The 18,441-nt window shown below is 61.2% G+C and carries 16 protein-coding genes and 1 pseudogene; 11 read left to right on the top strand and 6 right to left on the bottom strand.

Annotated elements, in window-relative coordinates; all coding sequences use genetic code 11:
* Window positions 1-1,029: 1,029 nt before the first annotated feature.
* The gene (locus G4G31_RS26875) at window positions 1,030-1,422 is read right to left on the bottom strand and encodes an AAA family ATPase (RefSeq protein WP_229425121.1); all 393 of its coding nucleotides are present in this window, start codon (window positions 1,420-1,422) and stop codon (window positions 1,030-1,032) included.
* A complete protein-coding gene (locus G4G31_RS19385; RefSeq protein ID WP_182988995.1) occupies window positions 1,419-2,660 on the bottom strand; it encodes an exonuclease SbcCD subunit D in 1,242 nt (413 codons plus the stop codon). The genes G4G31_RS26875 and G4G31_RS19385 overlap by 4 nt, the downstream gene beginning before the upstream one ends.
* A gap of 129 nt (window positions 2,661-2,789) precedes the next feature.
* On the opposite strand from G4G31_RS19385, the pseudogene G4G31_RS19380 reads away from it, so the two are divergent.
* From G4G31_RS19380 to G4G31_RS19375, 3 genes and pseudogenes are all read left to right on the top strand, one after another.
* Window positions 2,790-4,030: pseudogene (locus G4G31_RS19380) on the top strand (winged helix-turn-helix domain-containing protein).
* On the top strand, window positions 4,027-4,329 hold the full coding sequence (locus G4G31_RS26870) for a DUF2804 family protein (protein WP_229425120.1): 303 nt from the start codon (window positions 4,027-4,029) through the stop codon (window positions 4,327-4,329). Before G4G31_RS19380 ends, G4G31_RS26870 begins: the two are co-directional and overlap by 4 nt.
* A 23-nt stretch (window positions 4,330-4,352) precedes the next feature.
* A complete protein-coding gene (locus G4G31_RS19375) occupies window positions 4,353-5,006 on the top strand; it encodes a DUF2804 family protein (RefSeq protein WP_229425119.1) in 654 nt (217 codons plus the stop codon).
* Window positions 5,007-5,162: 156 nt separating this feature from the next.
* Here G4G31_RS19375 and G4G31_RS19370 read toward each other — a convergent pair whose 3' ends face one another.
* A complete protein-coding gene (locus tag G4G31_RS19370) occupies window positions 5,163-5,732 on the bottom strand; it encodes a hypothetical protein (RefSeq protein WP_182988994.1) in 570 nt (189 codons plus the stop codon).
* 385 nt (window positions 5,733-6,117) lie between these two features.
* Window positions 6,118-7,170, bottom strand: a complete 1,053-nt coding sequence (locus G4G31_RS26865) for a hypothetical protein (RefSeq protein ID WP_229425118.1) — start codon at window positions 7,168-7,170, stop codon at window positions 6,118-6,120.
* Here G4G31_RS26865 and G4G31_RS19360 point away from each other — a divergent pair.
* From G4G31_RS19360 to G4G31_RS19330, 7 genes are all read left to right on the top strand, one after another.
* Window positions 7,169-8,788 carry a DUF349 domain-containing protein gene (locus tag G4G31_RS19360; RefSeq protein ID WP_229425117.1) on the top strand — a complete coding sequence of 540 codons (1,620 nt, stop codon included), beginning with the start codon at window positions 7,169-7,171 and terminating at the stop codon, window positions 8,786-8,788. The genes G4G31_RS26865 and G4G31_RS19360 overlap by 2 nt on opposite strands.
* A 35-nt stretch (window positions 8,789-8,823) precedes the next feature.
* Window positions 8,824-9,303 carry a molybdopterin synthase catalytic subunit MoaE gene (moaE, locus tag G4G31_RS19355; RefSeq protein WP_182991845.1) on the top strand — a complete coding sequence of 160 codons (480 nt, stop codon included), beginning with the start codon at window positions 8,824-8,826 and terminating at the stop codon, window positions 9,301-9,303.
* Complete coding sequence (gene crcB, locus G4G31_RS19350; RefSeq protein WP_182991844.1) at window positions 9,300-9,674, top strand: fluoride efflux transporter CrcB; 375 nt, start codon at window positions 9,300-9,302, stop codon at window positions 9,672-9,674. The genes moaE and crcB overlap by 4 nt, the downstream gene beginning before the upstream one ends.
* 175 nt (window positions 9,675-9,849) lie before the next feature.
* Window positions 9,850-10,242: an inner membrane protein YiaA gene (yiaA, locus tag G4G31_RS19345; protein WP_182988991.1), complete on the top strand. Its 393-nt coding sequence runs from the start codon at window positions 9,850-9,852 to the stop codon at window positions 10,240-10,242.
* Window positions 10,243-10,510: 268 nt separating this feature from the next.
* Window positions 10,511-11,638, top strand: coding sequence for a tyrosine-type recombinase/integrase (locus G4G31_RS19340; protein WP_182988990.1), 1,128 nt, complete (start codon window positions 10,511-10,513; stop codon window positions 11,636-11,638).
* Complete coding sequence (locus G4G31_RS19335) at window positions 11,589-13,181, top strand: site-specific integrase (RefSeq protein ID WP_182988989.1); 1,593 nt, start codon at window positions 11,589-11,591, stop codon at window positions 13,179-13,181. The genes G4G31_RS19340 and G4G31_RS19335 overlap by 50 nt, the downstream gene beginning before the upstream one ends.
* Window positions 13,178-15,418 carry a hypothetical protein gene (locus G4G31_RS19330; protein ID WP_182988988.1) on the top strand — a complete coding sequence of 747 codons (2,241 nt, stop codon included), beginning with the start codon at window positions 13,178-13,180 and terminating at the stop codon, window positions 15,416-15,418. Before G4G31_RS19335 ends, G4G31_RS19330 begins: the two co-directional genes overlap by 4 nt.
* A gap of 757 nt (window positions 15,419-16,175) precedes the next feature.
* Here the strand turns inward: G4G31_RS19330 and G4G31_RS19325 are convergent.
* Together G4G31_RS19325 and G4G31_RS19320 are read right to left on the bottom strand one after the other, a co-directional pair.
* Window positions 16,176-16,862, bottom strand: a complete 687-nt coding sequence (locus tag G4G31_RS19325; RefSeq protein WP_182988987.1) for a hypothetical protein — start codon at window positions 16,860-16,862, stop codon at window positions 16,176-16,178.
* Between the two features lie 62 nt (window positions 16,863-16,924).
* Complete coding sequence (locus G4G31_RS19320; RefSeq protein ID WP_182988986.1) at window positions 16,925-17,152, bottom strand: helix-turn-helix domain-containing protein; 228 nt, start codon at window positions 17,150-17,152, stop codon at window positions 16,925-16,927.
* Between the two features lie 162 nt (window positions 17,153-17,314).
* Between G4G31_RS19320 and G4G31_RS19315 the strand changes: the two genes are divergently transcribed.
* Window positions 17,315-17,701, top strand: a complete 387-nt coding sequence (locus G4G31_RS19315; RefSeq protein WP_182988985.1) for a hypothetical protein — start codon at window positions 17,315-17,317, stop codon at window positions 17,699-17,701.
* Window positions 17,702-18,441: the final 740 nt, after the last annotated feature.

Genomic DNA, 18,441 nt, shown 5'->3' with positions numbered 1-18,441 from the left:
GGGCGCGCTCGGCCTTCGCCAGCGCCGCCAGGCTGGCTTCCTCGGCCGCGGCGGCTTGCGCGGCCTGGTGGAACAGCTTGTCCCAGCGTGGCCATTGCAGGGCCAGGGTCTCGTGACGGCTGTACGCGGCGAGCCATTCGGCACTGCGCGCGGCGGCCTGCCGGGTCTGCGCCAGCCGGGCTTGCGCATCTTCCAGCAGTGCACGCGCGCGCGCGCTGTCGGCCGCGGCCTCGTCGCGCCGGCTGGCCAGCTGGGTATGGGCGCCGGCCAGCGTGGCAATCGTCGCATCCAACGCCTTGGCGCTGTCCAACTGCGCCGCAGCCTGCAACTGTGCCGCTTCCGCTGCCTCGAGCGCGGCGGCGGCATCCTGCACTTCCTGCACCGCCTGGCGCGCCGCGTCGACGGCACGCGCCAGTTCGCCCTGGCCGTTCGCCAGCGTGGCCTCGACCTGCACCCGCTCGGCATCCAGGCGCGCCAGTTCCGTCATCAGGGGCCGCGCGGCTTGCACCTCGTCGAGCGTGGCCAGGCGCACGCGCCTTTCCTGCGCCGCTGCCACCTGCGATTGCGCGTCTTCCAGCTGCGCCTGCGCCTGCGCTTCGCCCTGGCGCAGGCGTTCGCTTTCCTGGTGCCAGCGCAGCTGGGCCTCTAACAGCGCGCGGCGCACGTCGACGGCCTGCAGCGCCACCTCCGCCGCGGCGCGTTCGGCGTCGAGCTGCTCGCGCGCCTCTTGCGCCAGCGGCGCGTGGTCGGCCAGGCGCGAGCTCAAGCGGCGCACGGCGTCCTGCTCCTGTTTATAGCGCTCGTAGGCGCGCTTCGAGATCTCGCTGTAGACGGCGCTGCCGGTCAGGGTTTCGAGCAGCTCGCCGCGCTCGTTCTCGTCGGTTTTGAGGAAAGCCGAAAACTCGTTCTGCGCCAGCAGGACGGAACGGGTGAACTGCTCGAACGAGAGGCCGATGCGGGCCGCGATTTCTCCCGCCACCTCGGTCTTGGTGCCGCCCAGCGGCGCCAGTTCGGGCAGCCGGTGCAGGGTCATGTTCGAGGCCTGCAGCAGGCCGCTGACCCTGTTGCGCGAACGGCGCACACTCCAGCGCGCGCGGTAGTGGACGCCGTCGTTGCCGACGAAATCGACTTCCGCATGGCCCTCGGCCGCACCGCGGCGCAGCAGGTTGCGGGCGTCGAGGGTCGATACCGATTCGCCGCCGGCGTCGGGCAGGGCGCCACGGCTGCCGCGTCCCTGCAGGCGCGGCGTGTTGCCATATAAAAAGCCAGGCAGAGGGCGTCGAGCAGGGTGCTTTTTCCCGCGCCGGTCGGGCCGCTGATGGCGAACAGGCCGCTTGACGCCAGCGGCTCGCTCTCGAAGTCGACGCAAAAGTCGCCCGCCAGGGACGCCAGGTTGCGTCCCGCGATACGCAGGATCTTCATGCGCGCTCCGTGTCGCCGGGCAGCATCAGTTCGGCAAAGGCCGTCAGCTGATCAATCGGCGCGTCTTCGCCGAAGCGCTGCTGCCACAGGCGGCGAAAGATGTCGTCCGGCTGCAGCTGGGCCAACTGGTCGAGCGTCAATGCGTCGGCGCCATCCGCGCGCGTGACGACTTTACGGGTCGGTTCGATCTTCGCCAGGCGCACCGGCTTGCCCGCAATCGCGGCCTCCACCTGCGCGCGCAGGCCCGGCTCGGGGCCGTCGAGCAGCACCCGCACTTCCGGTAGGGCCAGCATTGCGGCGGCAGGTCGGGATCGAGCTCGAGGGCGTCGAGCGCTCCCAGCACCTCGGGCAGAGGGAGCGGGCTTGGGCGGCACGCGCAGCAGCTCGACCGCGCGCGGCACGAACAGCGGCGTGACCTCCTTTGCCACCGGTCCATCGAGGTCGATGCGCAGCACCTGGTGCTGGTAACCGATCTCCGAGAACGACAGCGGCAGGGGGCTGCCGGAATAGCGCAGGTGGTCCTTTTTCCAGACGCGCTGGGCCAGGTGCAGGTGGCCGAGCGCGGCATAGGCGATTTCGGGATCGAAGATCGAAGCAGGCAGCGCCTCGGTGCCGCCGATGACGATGCGCCGCTCGGAGTCGATCGAGGACTGGCCATCGACCATGTGGCAATGGCCCATGGCCAGGATCGCCTGGCCGGGGTGGCGCCGCGCCTTCGCGCGTTCAAAGGCCTGGCGGTAGAGCAGGGCGATGCCGTTCAGGTAGGCGTCGCCTTCGGTATCCGGCCGCGGGACGTCGCCCGGGCGCAGGAAAGGCACGCCCAGGCACCAGGCCTTGACCTCGCCCATCTTGTCCCTCAGGGGCACCACCAGGCGCTCGAGGTCGATCGTGCCGTCCGGGCCGCGCACGACGTTGCCGATCACGATGGTGCCATGCGCTTCCAGCAGCGGGCCGGGCGCTTCCAGCCGGCCAGGCGAATCGTGGTTGCCGGCGATGACGACAATCTGCAGCCGCGGCGCGCGCGTTTTCGCCTGCTGCAGGAAACGGTAGAGCTGGCGCTGGGCGGCGGACGAGGGATTGGCGTTGTCGAAGATATCGCCCGCGATCAGCAGCGCGTCGGCTTCTTCCTGCACGATGGTATCGAGCAGCCAGTCGAGGAAGCACTGGTGTTCGTAGGTCCGGTCGTAGTTGTGCAGGGTCTGGCCAAGGTGCCAGTCGGAAGTGTGCAACAGCCGCATGGAGGATCGCGTTCGGGTCTTGTGAGGGATGGGATGCTTCGGCTGCACTATAGCGCAGCTGCCGGGCCGCTTCAAAAAATTTCCGGCATCGATGTGCGGCGGATGCCGATTCGTCATTAGAATATTTGCATGAGTATTTACGAGAACCAGTTGCACCTGTCAAAAGCGGACGCCAGGGCCCTGCACCTGGCCGCCCAGGGCCTGTTGCAGCCGCGCCGGCGCAAGGCCACCAGGTCCGATGTGCTCGATGCCATCCGCCGCATGGTCATGTTGCAGATCGACACCATCCACGTCGTCGCGCGCAGCCCTTACCTGGTGCTGTGGAGCCGGCTGGGCGATTACCAGCCCGCCTGGCTCGACGAACTGCTGGCTGAAGGAAAGCTGTTCGAGTACTGGGCGCACGAGGCCTGTTTCGTTCCCGTCGAGGATTACGGCCTGTATCGCCACCGCATGCTCGACCCGGCTGCGATGGGCTGGAAGTATTCGGCCACCTGGATGCGCGAACGCGCGGGCGAGGTGGCGGCGCTGCTGGCGCATGTGCGCACCCACGGGCCAGTGCGCTCGTCGGATTTCGAACGCACCGATGGCAAGGCCAACGGCTGGTGGGAATGGAAGCCGGAAAAGCGCTCGCTCGAGGTGCTATTCACGTCGGGGGCGCTGATGATCGCGCGCCGCCACAATTTCCAGCGCGTCTACGACCTGGCCGAACGCGTGCTGCCGGGCTGGGACGATGCGCGCATGCCCGCGCTGGCGGAGGTGCGCCGCACTTTTGCACTGCAGACGGTCAAGACGCTCGGCGTGGCGCGCGCGGCCTGGGTGCCCGACTATCACCGCACCCGCCGCCCGCATGTCGACCTGGCCGCGCTGGCGGACGAAGGCCTGCTGCTGCCCGTGCGGGTGGAGGGCTGGAACGAGCCGCTGTACGTTCATCCGGGCCACCTGGAGCTGGCGCGCCAGGCCGAGCAGGGCAAGCTGGCGCCGACCTTGACCACGATCCTGTCGCCTTTCGACCCGGTCGTGTGGGACCGGCGCCGCGCGCTCGAACTGTTCGATTTCGATTACCGGCTCGAGTGCTACACGCCGGCCGCCAGGCGCCGCCACGGCTACTTCACGCTGCCGCTGCTGCGCCGCGGCCAGCTGGTCGGCCGCATCGATGCCAAGGCCCACCGCGCCGGCGGCGTGTTCGAAGTCAAGATGCCTGGTTCGAGCCCGGCCTGCGACTCACGGATGCCTTGCTGCGCGACGTGGCCGCGGCGCTGGCGCGCTGCGCCCGCTGGCACGGCTGCCCGCAAGTACTGGTTCAGCGCACCGAGCCGCTTGGACTGGCTAGACGGTTGGCCCCGCTGGCTGGCGAGACCGAGGCGGCATGAGCCTGGCGCCGGCCCCGGTCGATGTGGTCGGCAGCGACGGCCTGCCGCTGTGCGGGCGGTTCCGGGGCCTGGCCGGCGCACCCGGCTGGACGCACCTGGCAGCGCCACACGCACGCGGCGCCCTGTGGCGGCGCCTGCACCACAAGCGCTGGCATTTCGTGGCGCTGGCGACCGAGGAGGTGTTCTGCGCCGTGGCGGTGGTCGACATCGGCTGGAGCAACACGGCCTTTGCCTATGTGTTCGACCGCGCCACGGGCGCTTTCCTGATGCGTTCTCGCCGCTCGGCCTTCCGGGCTTGACGGCCAGCGTCGGACACACGGCAATGGAAGGCGCGCGCTTCGCATTGCCGGGGCGGCGCATCGTCATCGACGCGGATGGCGCACACGGGCACCGGCTGCAGGTGCGCGCCGGCGGCATGCGCATCGACGCCCGCTACGCAGGCGAGGGGCCGCGCCTGCTGGCGGTCGGGCCGACACTGGACGGCGGCGCCGTCCACAGCACCCAGAAGTCGCCCGGCCTGGCCTTGGAGGGCAGGCTGGAAGCGGGCGGGCGCCACTACCGGTTGGATGGCGGCACCGCCAGCTACGATTATTCGAATGGCCTGCTGGGGCGGCAGACGCACTGGCGCTGGATCTCGGCGCATGGGCCGCGGCTCGGTTTTAACTTGCAAACAGGCTATTTTGGCGACGCCGAGAACGCACTCTGGCTCGATGGCGAACTGATCCCGCTGGGGGCGGTGCGGATCGCCGTCGAGGCGAGCGGCGCCTGGCAACTCGACACGGAGGACGGCTTGTTGGCGCTGCGCTTCGTGCCTGAGGGAATGCGCCACGATGACAAGCACCTGGTGGTCGCGAGCAGCCGCTTGCGCCGGGGAATCGGCCGCTTCGACGGCTGGGTGCGCGTGCGGGCTGACGGCCCGCGCCATCCGGTCAGCGACCTGTGCGGCCTGGCCGAGGACCACCGCGCCGTCTGGTAAGAGACAAGACAAAAAGCAACGCAGCGCATGCAGGGCGGTTGACCCGCACGTCGCCAGGGACTCCCACGCGTTTGCGATATATCAAACCTGCATCACGGTGGCTCCCTAAACTACTAGTTCCTTCGGGCTGATGAGAACGACACAATACATTCAGCCTCACCAAAACCAGTATGTCCAGCCAGGCGCTTCCCGCGTATGTACGCGGAGCATGCTCCTGCGTTGGCGACACCGAGAGGAGACCGAATGCTTACCGCGACCTATACGCTCGTTGCGCTGTCTGTCGAGCAGACAAACCTGCGCGTCAGCCTGCATGCCGTGCACCAGCTCGTCCAGAAAGCCTATGCCCGCCAGACTGCGCTGACCCATGGCCAGGCGGAATATGTATGCGATACCCTGCGTCGCCTGTATGAAGGCAGCCTGCGCCGCAAGCTCGATACCTTCCTGCTGCCGGCGCTGCGCGGTAGCGGCCCGGATGCCGACCCCCTGCTGCGCGAGCTCGACATGCTCAGCCGCTGCGCCGCCGACGCCCTGGGCGACGCCTGCCGCCTGCAGGAAGAGGGCATCGACGACGAAGAGACAGTGGACGCCTTCTGCGCCGCCGTCGAACGGTTCTGCGCCGCCCTGACGCAGCGCTTCGAGCGCGAGGAGCGCGAACTGTTCCCGGTCGCCCGGGCGGCCATTGCGGGCGAAACCTGGTTTGCGGTTGCCAACCAGATGCTCGCGCACGAGGCCTACCGCGAGGAACGCCGCAGCCGCGAGCCGCCCCCTGCGGCCCGGGCCGCGCAGCAGCGAACACGCACGCAGGCAGGGGCCACCCGTCTACGCGCACTGACCGGCGCGCCTTGCCGGCGTGGATTGCCCCGGCAAGCTGCCGCGGCGCGGTGCGTGGACGGTTTGCTGGCGGACCGCGTTGCCGGGTACGACCCGCGTCCCGCGCGCCTGCCGGGCGCGCCAGAAAAGCCGCCATGTTTCTTTGTTATGATGGGGGTTTTGGAAGCGCGATTTCATCATGTTCGAATTCCTATTCAAGCGCCAGGGCGGCAAGTCCGGCGAAGGGCGGGGTGCGCAAGCGGACGGCCCAGGATCCGGCGCGGGCGGAGCGAACGCCCCGTCAGCCGGCACCGGCACCGGTGCCGCCGGTGCCGCCGCGAACACCCGCAAGCGCGAGCAGCAGGCCGAACAGCTCAAGTCGCTCGGCGGCGACGAAATGCGCGCTGTCGAATTCATCCTGCACGCCGATTTTTCCGAGCTGCGCCTGGCCGCGGCCGAGCACCTGCACAGCCGCGAAGCGCTCGAACGCGTGCACACGGCCATGCGCAACCTCGACCGCCGCGTCGCCAAGCTGACCCAGGCACGGCTCGATGCCCTGCGCCACCACGACGCCGAGCTCGCCCGTGGCCAGGCCGTGCTCGACAGCGCGCAGGCACTCGAAGGCGACGCGCACCTGACGCCGAACCAGGTCGCCGACCTCGACCGTAAATGGTCGGTCATCAAGGCGCCGGAGCTGGCCGAGGCTTTCGCCGCCGTGCGCGCCCGGCTCGGCACCCGCCTGGAAACGCAAGTGCAATTGCAGCGCGCCATGATCGACCGCCTGGCGGCGCTGCGCCGCCTGGAAACGGCCGGGTTGAATGCCGCCGAGCTGGCGGCCAGCCTGGAACGCATGGGGCAGGAGCAGGAAGCTGCGCTGGCCGCGCCCGAACACGCCTCGCTGCCGCGCGCGCTGGTGGCGGAATTCGCCGCCGAGCACGCACGCCTGCATGCCAGCCTGGCCACGCTCGAACAGGCCGGGGCGGCGCTGGCCGCACGCGAGGCCCTGCTGGCCGAATGGCAGGCCCAGCCTCCAGCCGAACTGCATGCCGACAACCTGCGCAAGGCCTGGCAAAAGCTGCCGGCACCGCCGGCCGATGTTGCCGCGGCCGCCGCCGCCGCGCTGCAGGCACGCTTCGATGCGCTGCTGGCCAGCCTGCCGCAACCGGTGCGCAAGCGCGAACCCGCGCCGGTCACGCACGCTCCGGGTGCCGCCCACGGCGGCCGGCAGAAAGGGCCGGATGCCGGGCACACCCCAGCGCCGGACCATCCGGAGAGCGAGGGCACTGCAGATGGCCGCCACGCCGCCGGGCCCGCCCGTCCACCAAAAGGCGCCGACCAGGGGCTTCATCGACATGATGGACGCGCTGGAAGCGGCCCTCCAGCAGGGCTCGCTCGGCACCGCGGCCGAGCTCGACAAGTCACTGAAGGAGACCAAGGGCACGGGCATGCGCCTGACGGCCGCCCAGGCCGACCGCCTGGCCCAGCTGCGCGCGGAACTGAAACGCCTGTCCGACTGGGCGCGCTGGGGCGGCAACGTCTCGCGCGAAGAGCTCATCAAGACGGTCGAAGGCCTGACGACCCAGAACCTGCCGATGGCGGAACTGGCCAAGAAAGTGGGCAGCATGCGCGAGCGCTGGAAGGCGCTCGACAGCCTGTCCGGGGCGGCGCCGAAAAGCCTGTGGGAGCGCTTCGACCGCGCCTGCAGCGCCGCCTACGCCCCGGCCGCCGCACACTTCCGCCACCTGGCCGACGAGCGCCACGCGAATGCCGCGCGCGGCGAGGCGCTGGTGCAGGAAGCCGAGGCCGAGATCGCGCGCCTGCAGTCCGGCGAAGCCGACTGGAAGCACGTGGCCGGCACGGTGCAGCGCCTGCGCCTGGCCTGGAGCCACCTGGGCGCCATCGACCGCAAGGACAAGAAGCGTCTCGACCAGCGCTTCGGTGCCGCGCTCACAACCCTGCAGGGACCGCTCGAAGAGCAGCGCAAGATGGAAGTGAGCGGGCGCGAACGCCTGATCGAGGAAGTCGCGGCGCTCGACCCGCACGACCGCCACGCCGTCGACCGCCTGCGCGACATCCAGGCCCGCTGGCAGGAACATGCGCGCGCGCTTCCGCTCGAACGCAAGGCCGAGCAGGCCTTGTGGCAGCGTTTCCGCGCCGCCTGCGACGATCTGTTCGCGCGGCGCAAGGAGAGCGCGCACGCGGCGGACAATGAGCGGCGCGCCCACGAGACGGCGAAAGAGGCGATCAGCGCCCGGCTGGAAGCGGCCGCGCCTGACGCCACCCCCGCCAGCGCCGGCAAGCTGCTGCGCGAGGCGGCGGCCGAATGGCAGGCGATCGGCCCGGTACCGCGGGCCCACGAGGCGCGCGTCGAGAAGCGCTACCACGAGGCCGTGGCCAAGGTGCAGCACCACGCCGACCTGGCCCGTCGCGCCGCCGGCATGCTTGTTGCCGGCGCCGTACGCGACAAGCTGCGCACCTGCCAGGCGCTGGAAGACGCACTGGCGCGCCAGGACGTGGTGCTCGATGCCGGCGAGTGGCGCCAGCGCTGGGCCGCCCTGGTGCCTGCCGGTGCCGAGTACGACACGGTACTCGACGCCCGTTTCGAGGCCGCCTTGCATGCCACGGACGGCGACCGCGGCGCCTACGCCCGCCTGCTCGAAGCGAACCGCACGACCCTCCTCAACGAATTGCTGCGCCAGGAAGTCGCGGCAGGCATCGACAGCGGCGCCGAATTCGCGCGCGACCGCTTGCGGCTCCAGGTCGAGGCCCTGCAATCGACGCTGAAAGCAGGCGGCAAGGACAGTGGCAAAGGCGCGGGCAAGGGAGTCGGGCAGGGCGCAGGACAGGGCGCAGGACAGGGTGCGGCCGCGCAGGGCTTGCGCAGCCTGTGCGCGCTGCCGGCCCTGGCCGACGAGCGCACTGCCATGCGCGTCGAGCAGCTCGTGATGCGCACGGCGGGCGAGGCCAGGTGAGCGCGCCAGTGGGTGCGCAGGTGATTGCGCAGGCGATCGCGCCTTCAAGCGGGCAAACGGGCCAGGTGCGCGTCCAGAGCGCCGACTTCGACCTCGGCCAGGAGCTGGCGCGCCTGCGCGAGAACGACGCCCGCGTCGGCGCGGTCGTCAGTTTCGTCGGCACCGTGCGCGACATGAACGAAGGTTCCCAGGTCGCCGAGATGGAACTCGAGCACTATCCGGGCATGACGGAGCGTGCGCTGGAAGACATCGTGGCGCAGGCGCATGCGCGCTGGCCGCTCTACAAGGCCCTGGTGATCCACCGCGTCGGCCCGCTGAAGCCCATGGAGCAGATCGTCCTCGTTGCCTGCAGCGCCGCCCACCGCGGCGAGGCCTTTGCCGCCTGCGAGTTCATCATCGACTACCTCAAGACCGACGCGCCATTCTGGAAGAAGGAACAGACGCCAGAGGGTGCGCGCTGGGTCGATGCCCGCATCAGCGACGACAGCGCCAAGGCGAAGTGGGTCCAGGCTTGAACTGGCTGGCGGTGGGCGCCGGCGCGGCGATCGGCGCCTGGCTGCGCTGGGGCCTCGGCAACTGGCTGACGAACGCGCACGCCCAGCTGCAGGGGGGCACGCTGGCCGCGAACCTGATCGGCGGCTACCTGATCGGCATCGCCCTCGGCTTTTTCTCGGGCAACCCGCACATCGCGCCCGAGTGGCGCCTCTTCATCGTCACGGGCTTTCTCGGCGGTTTGACGACCTTTTCGAGTTTTTCAGGCGAATCAGTAGTACTTATGCAACGCGGCGCCTACGGCTGGGCGCTCGCGCATACGCTGCTGCACCTGGTCGGTTCGCTTGTCCTGTGCGTCGCCGGCTTCGCCACCTGGCGCGCCTTGCGCGGCTAGTTTCATAGGGAAAGCCCGCGCAGATCGGCCTGGCCCTGGCGCCGGTATCGCCCGGCGATCCCACCGGTCCTGTCCACCGCGACCGCTTGAGCGGACAGGGCATGCATACCGATTTACGACTCCTTGAGACTTACTAGTGGTAAACTTTCCGCGAACAAACTTCTTGGAGCCCGCTGTGACTACCGTTCAACGACCGACCGCTGCTTTCGTGGGTGCTTCCTGGGGTGCGCTGATCATCGGCGCGGCTGCCTTCCTGTGGGGACTGTGGAATGCCCAGATGCAGCTCAACGAAAAGGGCTATTACCTGTCGCTGCTGCTCTACGGTTTGTTCGCCGCGATCTCGCTGCAGAAATCGGTGCGCGACCGCAGCGAGGGCATTCCCGTGACGGGTCTGTATTTCGGCCTGTGCTGGTTTTCGCTGTTCGCCGTCATCGCGCTGCTGACGGTCGGCCTGTGGAACGCGACGCTGGCGCCGAGCGAAAAGGGTTTCTATGCGATGTCCTTCGTGCTGAGCCTGTTCGCCGTGGTCGCCGTGCAGAAGTCAAGCATCATATTGAATAAACCGTAAACAACCTTAAATTTCTCATAGGCAAACAGCTGGAAAATATCGAGCTTGACAAAAAAATGTAAATAGCGCACTGTGCAATGGTGTCATTGCAGAGAAGTGTAAACAAATGCGTAATCCGTTTGGTATTCGTCATTTTCGACTGCAGTCGGGCGAGAATTTCGTCTCACTGGTCGATTCCGAGAGCGGCGCCCCTCTCATTGAACCGACTTTATACGCATTAAAGAATCTACGGTCCAGACACTTAGCCGTAAACACCATAGAGGCACACTTGCGTGCAATTATGGTGTTAGAACTGGCCTGCCGCATTCTCGATATTGACCTGACCGAGAGGTTGAAATCAAGCAAACTACTCTTACTTTTCGAAGTTGAAAGAATAGTTGACCTTTGCAAACAGAAGCTCGAGCGTATCCTACCGCTCCTGGAAGTCAAGGAAGTTGCGTTGCATGGGCGCAATGTGAAAATTATGAAGCTGTACCAAAAGCTTCCTACAGTCCCAAAGCGAGATGCGATAACATCCTATCGCGACCGAGTTGCCTACATACGCGACTACGTCAACGAGAGAGCCCTGCGTGCTCTATATTCGCTTGACCGAGATAACGAGCGATACCTCCGACTCGAGACTGCACGGGTTCACACGTTCGAGATGTTTGATGCGAGGGTTCCTGCAAGGCCCAAGCCGAAGGAACAAAGCACTTCCTTAAGTGAGTCGCAAATCAATGACTTGTGGCGCATTACCGACCCCCTGGCTGACGAAAATCCCTTCCGAGATGAATTCGGTCGCTATCGCAACGCTCTTCTTATGCAGTGGCTCATCCTTTTGGGATTGCGTCGTGGCGAATTATTAGGTATTAGACTTGAAGATATCGATTGGCAGCGCGCCGTCGTCCGGGTTCTTAGGCGCCAAGATTCTAAGGTAGATAAGCGTCGTCGGCCTGCAAAAGTCAAAACCATAGAAGGTGAAATTCCGCTGTCTCATGACCTTATGGCAGCAACTTACGAATATATAGTTTCTCCAAATTTACGAAAATCACAAGCACAAGACGATATGCCATTTCTATTTTTGGCACGAGGCGGTGGAGCGTTGACAGAAAGTGCACTTCAACATATTTTTCGGAAGATTCGTGAGTCGTGTCCCGCGCTACCCAAAAAATTATCATCTCAAATGTGCCGCCATACATGTAACTACATCTTATCACTTGGGTTCGAGAGAGATGGGGTATTAGACACGGATGAAGCCCAACGGCGTAGAGTTCTGATGCGGTGGTCAGCGATATCAACGATGCCCGACCATTACAACAAGCGTCGCATCAAAGAGAAAGCGCATCAATCGTCATTGAAAGCACAGAATGAACAATATGCCAAGCGTCACACATCCAAACACGACGGTATCAAATAGATTCTCGGGTCGTTTCGAAATATCGGCTGTTGCAACAACTGCAAATGGTGTGGTCTTTGACCCACGAAGCGACCTGTGGAGTTTCAAGGATGGTACCAAATCCGTGCATATCGATTTTTCGAGTCTGGTCGAACTTGGTGAGGAGCTGCACTGGGGATTACGGAAGACACTTATATGGACGGCAGAGAACTTGGCCGCAGGGACATTGAGCGCTACATTCGAGAATCTCTGCCGTTTGTGTAGAGTTATCAAGGGAGGCGCAGATGGCTTGACTAGAAGTTTTACGGCGGTCAGTCTTCTCAATGCGCGCAACGTGTTAAAAGAATCTGACCCGAGCGAAATTTGTTTTCGAAGCTGCAGGCCTTTTCTAAAACGCATGGGTAAGCTTGGTTTTCCTGGAATCTCTGCGTGCGGAGCAAAGTACTTGTCAGAGACTAAACTTCGCGGCGTTACAAGCGGTAGTGTAATTAGTCAGCTAGACCCGGTTGTTGGTCCATTTACAGACATGGAACGGGAGACTATATTTGATGCGTTGTATTCAGGTTACGCAAACGGCAGTATTCCGCTTTCAAGATATGTGCTGGCTTGGCTAGTCGCGTTATTTGGGCAGCGTCCTAAGCAATATGCGCTTCTCAAATTATTGGACCTTCAAATTATACGCGAGGACAGTCGTGAGCGCTGTGTTTTGAAAATTCCACAGGTTAAAGCACGGGGTGAGGCAGAACGGAGTCGGTTCCAGGAAATGGACTTAATACCTGAGTTGGCTGCGTTGATGCTTGAGTACAAGAGCCAAATGCTGAACCAATATGTTGGTTTGCTCCCCGACCCCGAGTCTGGTCCTCTTTTTCCAAGTAGGGGAAAGAGCGCTGGCGCGAACGTTAAGGGTTTTGAGTATCACATGTTGGCGGTGACGATAACGGACGAGATTCGTGCCACGTTTTCTAATCTTAGCGCCATCAGCGAAAGAACGGGTGCGCAAATGGTATTTAATGTGTATCGTTTTAGGTACACGTTGGGTACAAATTGTATACGGGAGGGGTTAGGGGTAGCGGGAACTGCACTCAGACTTGGCCATACGACGACTATAAGCGTGCGGCCGTATGTGGCGCTAGCGGGTGCATTCGAGTTACACGATAGGGTCGAGTTTTCTACTGCTGCGCGATTGGGGACTATTGCCCAGGCATTTAAAGGCGTGTTGATAAAAACTGTGACTAACGCAGACTTAGACCCGGCACTTCATATCACCAGTCCTATAATCGACAAATCAATGCAAAAAGGTGTAGGTCGATGTGGCAAGGAGGACTTTTGTGGCTTTAATAAGCCGATTGCTTGCTACACTTGTTTTCTCTTCAATGCATGGCTGGATGGCCCACACCAGTTAGTGTATGACTACCTTGAGAAAGATAGAGCTCGGCTTTTGAAGGCCGGCTGCTCAGCGGCCATTGTCAGCGTGAATGATAGGGCAATGATGGCCGTCGCCAGCGTAATTGTTCAGTGCGCTGATGAATATTCGAAGAGGTCGTCTTCAGGTGACGTATCGTGACATCCTCAGCAACATTTATCCCATTTCCGAGCTCGACGGCGTTACTAAATCTTCGTAGGTTTGTTGCTCTGTGTCGGGATGAACTGACCGTCTATGGGGCAATAGATTTTGACGCGGACAAATGGGAAGTCGGAACGGCGCTTAATTCGGATAACAAACGTGGGAATAGCAGCATTTCGTTTTGCACCTTTCTTACAGCGCGGTCTCGTGCCAATAAAGTGCCCTTAGCCGCCGGATTTTCAGATTTTGCTAAGGGCTATATTCGATATATGCATGCAATCGAGCCTGTAAGTGCCACGCCGACCTTGACACGACTTAGGGCCTTACAAATGGTCGAGCAGGCGTTAGTTGGAAGGGGTGAATTCTGCCCTACGAAAATCACGTCGACCACTTTTGATGAGGCGGCAAGCCTTGCAAAAAAACATTTTGGTGTCGGTAAGGCCTATCAAATTGGGAATGCTCTTAGCCGTCTAAGTCGCTTCATTGATGACAATCGGCTGTCGAGAGTGGGAAGTGCATGGACTAACTTTTTAGCTGTACCAACTGATTTTTCTGTCAAGCTTGGTATTGACTTCGATGAGCGTCGCAGCGAGAAACTCCCGATGCAAGAGCATTTGGAAGCATTGGGAGAGGCGTTCCATCGAGCTGAGAAACCTCGTGACTTGCTGGTGTCGTCCGTCTTGGGTCTGCTTATTTGCCAGCCAGGTCGACTAAGTGAAGTGATACGTCTGACTGTCGACTGTCTGGTTCCAAGGGGGGACGGCAAGCCTGGGTTCCTGCTGCGCTATTGGGCCGCTAAGGGCGGGGGGGCAATTCTAAAGCCGGTGTCGGCGACTATGTCTGCGGTTGCACAGGAGGCCGTTAAGAGGCTGGTCGATTACTCTGCGCCGGCTAGGGCGTTAGCTCGACACTACGAGGCGTACCCTGGTCGACTCTACCTGTCTAAAAAAAACAGTCATTTGCGTTTAAAGCGGTTGCTTTCAGCACGTGAAGTCGACAATATTTTGTGGGGCGATTCAGCTCCGATTGGCGATGGAACGGATGCAGAGTCTGACCGTAAAACACTTTCAGACGTATTGACGTGGTGCGGAAGAAATGACATTGGGGTGGGCGACGATTTGCGTGGCGCCCCCGGAAAAATTAGGGCGATAGACGTGCCGCGGATTCGGTTTGCTGAATTGCAACGAAAAATTATCAGCATGCTTCCTGTTGGATTTCCAATATTTCATAAACGAAGCGGACTTAAGTACAGCGAAGCCTTGTGCATTTCGCGAGTACATGAATATAATCCTCGCAAGAAAACTTTGGTATGCATGTTAAGGCCTGTTGGGGAGTACGAAATCTCTCGGGCTGTTGATGAGAGTACCGCACGTAGTATGCCTTCATTGTTTAAAAGTACCGGCGTGTGTGACAGCGAAGGAAGGCCAATTAGGATTCAGTCACACCAGCTGCGACATTTTTTGAACACGATTGCGCAAAGCGCGAATATGGATGCCTTCGATATTGCGGCGTGGTCCGGGCGAAAGAACGTCGCTCAGAATTCGGCGTATGACCATGTGAGTGCAGCGGAACGTATTGAAGAGATGCGCGATTCTGTTGGACGCGCTACCGCCTCCTTCGCTCCCCCTGTCTCCACAAAGACTTACATCCCGATTCTTCGTTCTGAATGGTTGGCGAAGCGTGTTCAGGCCGGGCATACGACGGATTTGGGATACTGCGTGCACGATTTCGTGATGATGCCGTGCCCGAAATTTGGTGACCATATAAGCTGCGACGAGCATGTGGTCGTGAAGGGGGATGCGGTTGTCGAAACGCGTCTTCGGGCCTCGTTGATGGAAAATCAATTGCTGGTTGAGCGCGCGTTAGCTGCTCTTAACGCTGGCCAACTATCCGCAAAGATTTGGCTGGAAACGCATGAGGCTAATGTCGAGAGGTTCAAGCAAATTGTTAGTATTCTGGATGACCCGCGGGTTGAGGCCGGAGCGCTGATTCGCCTGTCAGGTTCTGAATCACTTTCCAAAGTGGGTGAGGCTGGTCGCCTACGGGCGGCGATGGAAGCCACCACTCCAAGCGTAAGCGTCGGTAAAATAGGGGGTGAGCCTAGAACCCCCTTTGCGAGTCCGGTGATGGTACTTAAAGATGCGAGCGGCAAAGTTTCGGACGAACAGCAGGGCGGCCAGAAGCGACTGCTAAACAGCAGGCGTAAAGGCGTAACGAGGCGCGCAGATAATGAATAAGGTTCGGGCTAAGAACATAGATGACGAGATTGTCCGTGTCGCAGTTCAAATCATTGACGCTTGGCCAACGAATAAACTTACATGGGACTTTCTGATTGAGGCACTGACCGCCGCCGGTCTTCCTACGTACACGCGCCAAGCCCTAGACCGACAACCCCAGATAAAGTCCGCATATACCATTCGTGTGGGAATGTTGCGGGACCAACGGTCACAGCATAAAAAATCGCCAGCGCTTAGCGAGGAAGTCCGCGACCCTCGCGTTCAATCACTTGAGGCGACTGTTACAAGATTGACTGCTGAGAATCGATTTCTTGTAGAAAAATTCATGCGATGGCTGTACAACGCTACAGCGGCTGGGATGTCTACGGACCAGTTGGACCTTCCGTTGCCCGATATCGACCGAAATTCGCGGCCTGATACGGACGTTTCAGTTAAGGAAAGTAAGAAACCCCGTAAAATAAAAAAGTAGAGGACCAATGCGCTTAGACCTCTAGAAGTAGGTCCGAACCCGCAGCTCGGTCGTCTATTGGAGGGCCACGGGAGCGTTCTTAACTGCAGCGCATCCTGAAGCTTGTGGACAGCGAGTCTTGTTCGATGTGCGCTCTGTTGTTCGGATGGCAATACCGGCTTTGTTTTATTCTACTGCTCGTCCATGCATACTTCGGTCGTTGAGGAATCATTGCCGTCTCGTTTGCCGGAGCTGTGGACACTATGTTTGTCACGTACTCATTGTATTTGCGGACACACGTACCATGTATCAGCCTCTCGTAGCACCGTTTAACACGTCAGCAAACGACTCAGATGGGTCATGCTGCTGAGGCACCGTCAGCGGTCCGGACTGCCCTGCAAGTTCCTCGACAACCGAAAGCACACGGGGCGGGGCACCTTCCACGTGCATTTCTGCCGCTCTGAGTACAGCATCAAGTCGACCCGCGCGTAGCGCATCGAGCGGTGTCCCCTGGAGTGATGTCCTGATGCTAGTGAAAAACCAGTATTGAGAACCCGGGTCACGTGGTGACAGCACACGGGCGACCTGTTCAATATCGGTACGCTTCACACTGGCATCTGCATAAAAAGTGGGGAAGAAACTACGCCCTTGAGGTCCGGTAATTGCAAACAGCCTACCTTCTGTCAAGGCATCGCTCAGCCAGTCGCGAGTTACACCGACCTCCTCGCAAAACTCATCAATGCCTAGCAATTCTCTGCTCTCAATCCTTTGCACAACCAGCTGTGCTGCGCGCGCGTAAGCTTCTGCCATGGCGGCGTTGCCAGCGGCGATTGATTCTGGCGTTGGTACCGTGGAGGGCGGGTGCTCCCTCATCCGGGTGAACGCTACCTCGGCAATAAGGTCTTCTTCTTGTGCGCGCTCCCACTCGTCTTTGGTAGGAATTCCTGCATGCTCTGGCCAGTCCGCTGGCAAATAGTCCGGCAATTTCCTAGGCATATCGCCCCCTCTCATCAACTGTCTCGGTAGCAAAGTGACGAGCGCAGCAGGCCTCGAAGTCTCTATGGCAGCAGCAAATCTACGATGTCGATGCCTAGAACGTGGGCCAGCTTTTCCACGTTATCTAATGAAACTGTAGCGGCAGCGGTTTCGACTCGGGACAAAAACACTCTTGAGAGGCCAGATTCTGCTGCAAGTGCCTCTTGGCTGAGACCGCGTTTAGAACGCCACTCGCGTAAATTGCGGGCAAACCGCTCTCGGGCGGTTAAAAATTTGAAGGGAGCGCTCATGTGCCAGCAGCATGTGCGAATCCCCATAGTACGTCTATAAAGTATAGTATACAATATTTCACGATACGGCATGCACATGACCGCTTCGTGAGCAGCACCCTCTGAGGCGATGGAAACGGCTGCCTTCAACCCTAAAAACTTCATTCACAGACTGGACTTTTTATGTCAGTAGCTACGGTAAAACTGGAGCTTTCGCGCCGTACAGGTCGCAATTTGCTGCCCAGCTTTTTTCCTGTTGACCTGCTTATCGCACTGATTCGAGAGTTAGCGCTATTGGTAGACAGCGGGACGAGTGATGAGGAAATTGCTGAGTTAGCGCCTGTTCTCCGGGGCTACATTCGCGAATTGGTAAAGATGCAGGATGAGGAATGGCTGGCGTATCTCGACGAAAACGCGAACGAACTCATCCCCGGTCTTTGCGAGGAGCTATATGTCCACGCTCGCGACGAACTGGTATCAAGATTGGTCGAGTACGACCTCCGAAAAGAGAGCTTAAATGTTCAGTTTGCGAAAGTTTTGGCGCGCCCGGTATGCACTGCAGAGTGTTAGGTAGATGTCGCACTCGAAGCCCGTTCATTGTCGCGAGTTCAGATTGAAGTCTTGCGGATGAGTGGCAACGGCCTTGATGAGGGTTACGAATGCTTAAGAAAATACGTGTGATTTTGCAGGACGAAAAGCGAGCGCCCATATTCCTGGTCAGCTTGGGGATGGGCGCATTGCTGATAAGCCTAATTGCCACGGCCATCGCTCTAGTTTTTCGGTAGGTCGGCGTCCTACTACAGACGGTAAGCCTACCGGGCGGCCGCTCAAATACGCTGGCTAGCCATCAATTCCGATAGAGGCCTATGTCGTGTGTAGTCAGTTCTTTTACCTCGCAACAAGGCCAAGGCCGCGACAGATGGTCTCGCTACACGCTCGGCCGCAAGCTTCCCTAAATCTGCGTATGTGCGTGAGGTTGGCTCCGTTCATGAGGCCGCTGACTTCCACGTGCCGTAGCTTGCGGTGATACTGAGCGGATTCGTCCGTCATTACAATCAAGGGCGAAATGCTCCCTGAATCTGCGTACTCTTGTGCAGGCAATTGGGCAGTTCCGTGCGTCTTTCTAGCACACCTGGACCAGCGCTGCACCGGTAGGGCTGAGCAGGTACACAAATCGGCAGCAGCGTATTGCATTCAACTTTTGCGCGTTGTCGATGGCAAGCTGGGTATCATCTCCCCGGCCGATGCGGGCCTTGAGGCTGTGGCTTCTCGACCGACCGCGATGGCGGTCAATGCGTCAGGTCCTCGCT

Source organism: Massilia sp. Se16.2.3, from assembly GCF_014171595.1.
Taxonomy (GTDB): Bacteria; Pseudomonadota; Gammaproteobacteria; order Burkholderiales; family Burkholderiaceae_D; genus Telluria.
The sequence above is the reverse complement of the archived record's forward strand: the minus strand, read 5'-3'. Positions and strand labels throughout refer to the sequence as shown.